Here is a 2695-nt window from a genome sequence, read left to right as displayed (position 1 = left end):
GTAGTAGGCCTGCAGGGCAGGGGCCAGCCCGTCGTCCACCGGCGGGTGGCGGCGCAGGTGGACGAGCAGGGCGCCGACGCCGATGTAGCAGAGGTAGCGCGCCCGGGCGGCCTCGTCCCGGCTGGGCCGGATGCGGCCCGCGGCGACGCCCTCGCGGAGGTATTCCTCGGCGTCCTCGACCATGCGGTCGAACAGCCGGGCGGCCAGCTCCCCGCCCGCGAGCAGCGCGTGCACGACATAGCCCAGGACCGGGGCGTACTCCTCGATCCTCGCGAGCGCGGCCAGCATGCTCGTGGGGTCCGAGCGCATCAGCGTCTTCGTCCGGCTCTCGCGCACGATGCGCAGCACCTCCCCGTCGCACGCGGCGCGCAGTCCCGCCTTGCTGCCGAAGTGGTGCATGACGAGGGCCGGGCTCACCCCGGCCGCCGTGGCGATCGTCCGGACCGAGGAGTCGAAGCCTTCGCGGCCGAACTCGCGGATGGCGACGTCGCGGATCCGCTGCCGGGACCCCGCGTCCGTGGCCTTCACGGGTCGAGCGTGGACAGCGGGCGCCCGCCCGTCAAGCAGCCTGGCCGAGTCGGCCGGGAAAGGCCCCGCCACGGGCGTTGTGCGGGGCGGGCGAAGCACGTCCTCAGTGGTGGACGGCGTCCTCGTGGGCCCGGTGCCCCGCGGGCTCGAGCTGGAAGGTGCTGTGCTCGACGTCGAAGTGCTCCGCGAGGCAGTCGCGCAGGGTGTCGAGGATGCTGCTCTCGCAGCCGGGCGTGTCCGCGCAGTCCGTGGTGGAACGGCCCGGCTCGACCACGATGTGCGCGCTCATGACCGGCAGCCCGCTCGTGATCGTCCACACGTGCAGGTCGTGGACGTCCAGCACGCCCGGGGTGGCGAGGATGTGGTCGCGGACGTGGGCGACGTCGACGCCCCGCGGCGTGGCCTCCAGGAGCACGTCGATCGCTTCGCGCAGGAGCGACCACACGCGGGGCACGATCATCAGCGCGACGGCGGCGGAGGCGATGGCGTCGGCACGCGCGTAGCCGGTGGTGAGGAGGACGACGGCGGCCACGATCACCGCGGCCGAGCCGAGCAGGTCGCCCAGGACCTCGAGATAGGCGCCGCGGACGTTGAGGCTCTCCTTCGCCCCGCGCGAGAGCAGCAGCAGGCCGACCGCGTTGGCGACCAGGCCGACCAGGGCGAAGGCGAGCATCGTGCCCCCGGCGACCTCCGGCGGGTCGGACCACCGGCGGGCCGCCTCGATCAGCACGAAGACGGCGACGACCGCGAGCAGGGTCGCGTTGAACACCGCGGCCAGGATCTCCAGCCGCAGGTAGCCGAAGGTCCGCTGCGACGTCGCGGGCAGCGCGGCGAACGTGACCGCGAGGACCGCGATGAGCAGCCCGGCCGCGTCGGTGAACGCGTGGCCGGCGTCCGCGAGCAGGGCGAGGCTGCCGGACAGCACGCCGCCGAGGATCTGCACCACGACGACGGCCGCCGTGATCGCGAGCACGACGAGCAGCCGGGACCGGTGGGCCCCCGCGCCGTGGCCGTGCCCGTGGCTGTGGCCGTGTCCGGCACCCATGTCAGGCGCTCTCGCAGTCGACGGCGATCGCGACCTCGAGCAGGTCGCGCAGGGCGTGCGTCAGGTGCCCGTCGACGAGCTCGTAGCGGACCTGCCGGCCCTCGGGCGTGCCGACGACGAGGCCGCAGCCCCGCAGGCACGTGAGGTGGTTGGACACGTTGGACCGAGTGAGGCCGAGTTCGGTGGCCAGCTGCGCGGGGTAGGACGGGCCGTCGACAAGGGCGAGCAGGATCCGGGCGCGGGTCGGGTCGGCGAGCGCCCGGCCGAGCCGGGTCAGGACGGCGGCTCGGGTCTCCAGCGTCAGCACCGAACGAAGATACAGCGAACGCTGAACCGTGCGCCAATCGGCGAGGAGGCCGGTGGACGAGCTACCCGCCCCGGCCGTGGTCGTCCTCGTGGGCGCGGCGGGGTCGGGCAAGACGACGCTGCGGGGGCGGCTCGTCGCGGGCGGCCTGGACCCGGGGACCGTGATCAGTCTGGACGACCTGCGCTGCGAGGCCCGGGCGCTGGACGCAAAGGCGGGCCGGCCCGTGCGCCCGTTGCAGGACTACTCCTTCTCCGCCGTACGCCGCGCCGCCCGCCGCTGCGATGCGCTGCTCGCCTTCGGTGCCGGCTACCTCTCGGACGCGACCCAGCTGCGCCGGCGGGAGCGGGTGCCGCACGTCCGCGCCGCGGCCGAGGCAGGCCTGCCCAGCGTCGCCCTGCTCCTGCCGGCACTGAGCCTGGACGAGCTGCTCGCGCGCGACGCGGCCCGGCCGCCGGACGAGCACGTCCCGGCAGACGTGCTCGCCCGGCACGCGCACCGCCGGTCCCTCCTGCGCCCGGGCCTGCTGCGCGACGAGGGGTTCGACGTCGTGCGCGAGGTGCCCTGACGTCCTGCCCTGCAGCACCGGCCCGGCCGCACCGGCCGGCGCTCAGGCCGGACGGCCGACCTCGCCGGCCGCCGGCGGCGAGAGCTCGCCGGCCGCCCCGGCCCGGCGGGCCCGCCGGCCGCGCGCGACCTCGGTGGCCAGCGCGTCCAGCGGCTGCGCGAACGGCTCGAGCGGGTCGGCGAGGCCGGCCAGCCAGGCGGTCGCCGCACGCAGCCCCGACGGGTCGATCGAGTAGAGGCGCCGGGTTCCT

At 75.5% G+C, this 2695-nt stretch carries 4 protein-coding genes and 1 pseudogene; 1 reads left to right on the top strand and 4 read right to left on the bottom strand.

Annotation, left to right across the window (positions count from 1 at the left end; all coding sequences use genetic code 11):
• The 3 genes from G9H71_RS22105 to cmtR all read right to left on the bottom strand — a co-directional run.
• Positions 1–528, bottom strand: a 528-nt coding sequence (locus G9H71_RS22105; protein WP_196792380.1) for a TetR/AcrR family transcriptional regulator, incomplete at its 3' end; no start/stop codon positions are given.
• A 103-nt stretch (positions 529–631) separates the two neighbouring features.
• The gene (locus tag G9H71_RS22100) at positions 632–1573 is read right to left on the bottom strand and encodes a cation diffusion facilitator family transporter (protein WP_166284918.1); all 942 of its coding nucleotides are present in this window, start codon (positions 1571–1573) and stop codon (positions 632–634) included.
• A gap of 1 nt (position 1574) precedes the next feature.
• On the bottom strand, positions 1575–1880 hold the full coding sequence (gene cmtR, locus G9H71_RS22095) for a Cd(II)/Pb(II)-sensing metalloregulatory transcriptional regulator CmtR (protein WP_166284917.1): 306 nt from the start codon (positions 1878–1880) through the stop codon (positions 1575–1577).
• 52 nt (positions 1881–1932) lie between these two features.
• Here cmtR and G9H71_RS22090 point away from each other — a divergent pair, with 52 nt between their 5' ends.
• Positions 1933–2445, top strand: coding sequence for an AAA family ATPase (locus tag G9H71_RS22090; RefSeq protein ID WP_166284916.1), 513 nt, complete (start codon positions 1933–1935; stop codon positions 2443–2445).
• 42 nt (positions 2446–2487) lie between these two features.
• Here the strand turns inward: G9H71_RS22090 and G9H71_RS22085 are convergent.
• Positions 2488–2695 (bottom strand): annotated as a pseudogene (locus tag G9H71_RS22085) (transcriptional regulator); the annotation flags it as partial.

This window comes from Motilibacter deserti (genome assembly GCF_011250635.1).
In the GTDB taxonomy this organism is placed as follows: Bacteria; Actinomycetota; Actinomycetes; order Motilibacterales; family Motilibacteraceae; genus Motilibacter_A; species Motilibacter_A deserti.
Note: the sequence above shows the minus strand (reverse complement) of the source record. Positions and strands in the feature narration are given on the sequence as shown.